This window comes from Bacillota bacterium (assembly GCA_009711825.1).
GTDB lineage: Bacteria > Bacillota > Proteinivoracia > UBA4975 > VEMY01 > VEMY01.
In genome coordinates this window covers 1-3,208 of the sequence record VEMY01000054.1, presented here as the reverse complement: position 1 = coordinate 3,208, position 3,208 = coordinate 1, and the positions used below count along the sequence as shown (strand labels likewise).

The following is a 3,208-nucleotide window of genomic DNA, read 5'->3' as shown; positions in this document are numbered from 1 at the left end:
ATATAATGACCATGGTTTTTGAGTTGGGACGCCCTGGTGCTGCTGTAATGGGTAGCACGCTAACGGGGCGTCCTTTCCTTTCATAAGATAAGGTCATTATACCTAGCAGTTGTTGGACAGGCAATACAGTCAACTTTTGGGCTATATGGTTCAGCAAAAACACATTACACCTATAAAGACGTAGAGGTAGCTAATGTTATTGGGATTATCCCCGGAGTTGACGAAGACCTGCAGGACAGCGCCATCATCATTGGCGCACACCTTGGTCACGTTGGGGAGAATAAAGACGGCACCTACCAGCCGGGCGCCCTGGATAACGCTTCCGGAGTAGCTGCCATGATGGAAATTGCCGGCACGTTGCAAGCTGCCGGATTTTCCAGACAAGTCCATTGTCTTTATTGCTTTTAACGGCGTAGAAATGGGACTCTTGGTCCACCAACCAGTAAAAAGGAGGGTAATTCTAAATTTTAAAATGTACTACATATAAATAATTTGTGCTAGGTTGGAATATTAAAAATATTGCCTTAGTAACTATTCCTTCTCTTTCGGAAGGAATAAAAGTGTCACTTTTCCATAGATAAGGTTGACTGAAATCAATAGCGTTTTCTTTATCTATACTCAAATGATTTAAAATTTCCTCAACGCCTTGTTCTAACTCTAAGTCCTGTTGAGAAGAAAAATCATCAAGAAACGGCTCCGAAACTCCTTTTTCGTAGTAAAGAATACTGTACCGGAACCCATCTCCGAAAGGGGTTTGACCTGGATCTATACGATAAATTACTTCATAATTGGTGGGCAACTTTATGCCCCAATTTATTAATAAGGCGACTGTATAGCTTAGGTCACGACCCAAATATGTTATCACAATCGTTATTGCAATGATAACAAGCAGTGCTATAACGACTCCAATCTTAACAATCTTAGTCAAATTATCATTCCTTTCACATTATAGTCGTAGAGCCGTAAGCTATATTTGTTGACAAACCGTTTGCTGCCTGAACAAGATTATTAAGCATTCAAAGTTCTCAGAGAGGGCACTTGCGAAAGTTAATATTGGATTGGAAGGTCTGGCAATGTCCATGGCCAGGGAGAAACTCCGTCCCAAAATTCTTCCAAAACATAAACATATACATGGTAATTGTTAATTGCCCCTAAAGATTGAGCAATGACTGCCAAATTCACAATGGTCTCTGACCATCCTGACGATTGATTCCATTCGAAATCATAGTAATCGTATAGATATTCTCGATAAAGTGTCGGGGTTCTTGTTATTCTTTTTGTACAGTTGTTTAATGAAAGATATAAATTATTTGGACTGCTGAACGTCACGAGTTGATTTTCTCCGGCATTCTTGTATGCTTGATGACTTCTAATTTGCTCTATTGCCTGTCGATTAGCGCCACCATCGCCCCAGCGAGCATAGTATGTGGCGGGATTGTCTTGTAATGAATGTATGAGAAGCCGGTGCGCAAATGGGGCTGAGTTTTTATAACTTTCTGCTGCAACAACAATAGCTGCCCTGATAGTTTTTTTAGTCCAAATTGGCGGGTAAATTGTGTTTATAGATGATTCTGTCCCTATGGTATTTCCCGATAAATACTCCTCAATCATAAAATAATCTTTACAACGCTTGTCACTGGTTGTATAATCCTCTATCAGATTATCAAATGAGACACCTTTCTCTTCTAGATAATTTAGATAATGTTCAACATTAACTGGATTCAAAAAAATAGATTCTATCTCGTGATTGGTGTAGTCCGCTGATGCGTAGATTGTAGTTGCACATAGCATAAAAATTAGGGATAAGCAAATAAATGATATTGTTTTTTTCACGTTTTTCTCTCCTTTGTTAGTTGGTTAGTTTTTAAACTCCCGTGCATACATTTGTAGAAGCTCTTCTACCCCCACCTTCCAACAACTGGACTATGTTGCCAATACTATCACATTTTTATCTATTTTGGGGCAACTTCCGGTGAAAGTGCACTTTTTTCCGGTGAAAGTGCGCCTTTCGACAGGAATCGACAATATCTTTTCAATTAAACCGGTTCTTAAGCTAGCAGCCTTACATCTCATCCCCAATTAATAAAAAACGTAGCCCATTCCGAATTGTCCCGATAGTCAAAAATGGCTGCCAGCGGGCAGCCATTTATAATTTATCCAAATGCCAGCGGCCCGTCTGGGGGTAATAGCTAAGCTGGGCCAGTCGCGTTTCCGTCTCGACGACAAATGTGTGAATTTTCTCTTCCAAGAGGGCAAACTGCTGCCAGTCCCGGATCACCTGGGTCACGGACCAGCGGCGGCCCTGGTATTTGAAAGCCAGGGGGCGCACCTTACCCTGCTCGAAGACGGCCAGCACCGGCACAGGGCAGTTTAGCTGTTTCATCGGGCCTGCGCTCCTTTCGGCGCCTCGGAGGCAAGTTGGAAAACCGTCCCCGGGCACACCGTTTATAGAAGCCTTCGTAGATAAACCCTCTTGTCACACTTTAATTGAAAAAAGCTGAGTTACAATTTAGTTCAACCCTTGGCTAAAAACGTAATTCCCCAATATACACTATTACCCGAACCAATTTACCTACTTAGATTTTGCTTGAATCTTTCTATAGCGCAACCCAATACGACGGATAGTTTTAATTGTCGGAATCAGGAAGCATATCCCGACCAAAAGAGCCATTTCATTTATGAATTCATTACTACCGAAAACACCATATGCAGTTAATAGACACAACAGATATCCTGCTGTAGCATAAGTAGTATCGTTAACAAACACTCTCTTTGCTACATTTTTATCCAGATAATATAAGTTGCATTTCCGATATGACAGTTCAAAGAACCAAACAAAGGCTAAGATAGAAGAGATAATCAGGATGGTTGTACGTAAAAGGGCTGAGGTCTTCCCGGTTTAGCGGACACTGCTGAGTGTGATTCGCTCATCCTATCGTAGAATAGCTTGAAAATGCGCATGTTTTGCTACGCAGCCAAGCTTGCGTAATACTGTTTCAAATACTCAACGGGAGTCATATAATTCAGACTTTGATGCCTGCGCTTCCTGTTATAGAAAATCTCTATATAATCAAAGATTGCATCCCGGACTTCTTGCCTGGTCTTAAATTTGTTTAGATAAATTAACTCGTTTTTGATGGCGCTAAAGAAACTCTCAGCGCTCGCGTTATCATAGCAGTTTCCTTTTCTGCTCATGCTGCATACCATT

The 3,208-nt window shown here is 41.2% G+C and carries 5 protein-coding genes; 1 reads left to right on the top strand and 4 read right to left on the bottom strand.

Annotated elements, in window-relative coordinates:
- Nucleotides 1-87 precede the first annotated feature (87 nt).
- Nucleotides 88-408 (top strand): M28 family peptidase, encoded by a 321-nt coding sequence (locus tag FH749_14055; GenBank protein ID MTI96574.1) that lies wholly within the window; start codon nt 88-90, stop codon nt 406-408.
- A gap of 52 nt (nt 409-460) precedes the next feature.
- Here FH749_14055 and FH749_14050 read toward each other — a convergent pair whose 3' ends face one another.
- The 4 genes from FH749_14050 to FH749_14035 all read right to left on the bottom strand — a co-directional run bounded on the left by FH749_14050 (nt 461) and on the right by FH749_14035 (nt 3,207).
- On the bottom strand, nt 461-928 hold the full coding sequence (locus tag FH749_14050) for a hypothetical protein (GenBank protein ID MTI96573.1): 468 nt from the start codon (nt 926-928) through the stop codon (nt 461-463).
- A gap of 119 nt (nt 929-1,047) precedes the next feature.
- Nucleotides 1,048-1,833 (bottom strand): hypothetical protein, encoded by a 786-nt coding sequence (locus FH749_14045; protein MTI96572.1) that lies wholly within the window; start codon nt 1,831-1,833, stop codon nt 1,048-1,050.
- Nucleotides 1,834-2,146: 313 nt separating this feature from the next.
- On the bottom strand, nt 2,147-2,383 hold the full coding sequence (locus FH749_14040; protein ID MTI96571.1) for a hypothetical protein: 237 nt from the start codon (nt 2,381-2,383) through the stop codon (nt 2,147-2,149).
- A 584-nt stretch (nt 2,384-2,967) separates the two neighbouring features.
- Nucleotides 2,968-3,207, bottom strand: coding sequence for a transposase (locus FH749_14035; GenBank protein ID MTI96570.1), 240 nt, complete (start codon nt 3,205-3,207; stop codon nt 2,968-2,970).
- Nucleotide 3,208 lies beyond the last annotated feature (1 nt).

Coding starts and splice junctions, on each gene's coding strand:
- FH749_14040 (MTI96571.1), bottom strand. CDS start 2,383: ATGAAACAGCTAAACTGCCCTGTGCCGGTGCTGGCCGTCTTCGAGCAG.
- FH749_14035 (MTI96570.1), bottom strand. CDS start 3,207: ATGGTATGCAGCATGAGCAGAAAAGGAAACTGCTATGATAACGCGAGC.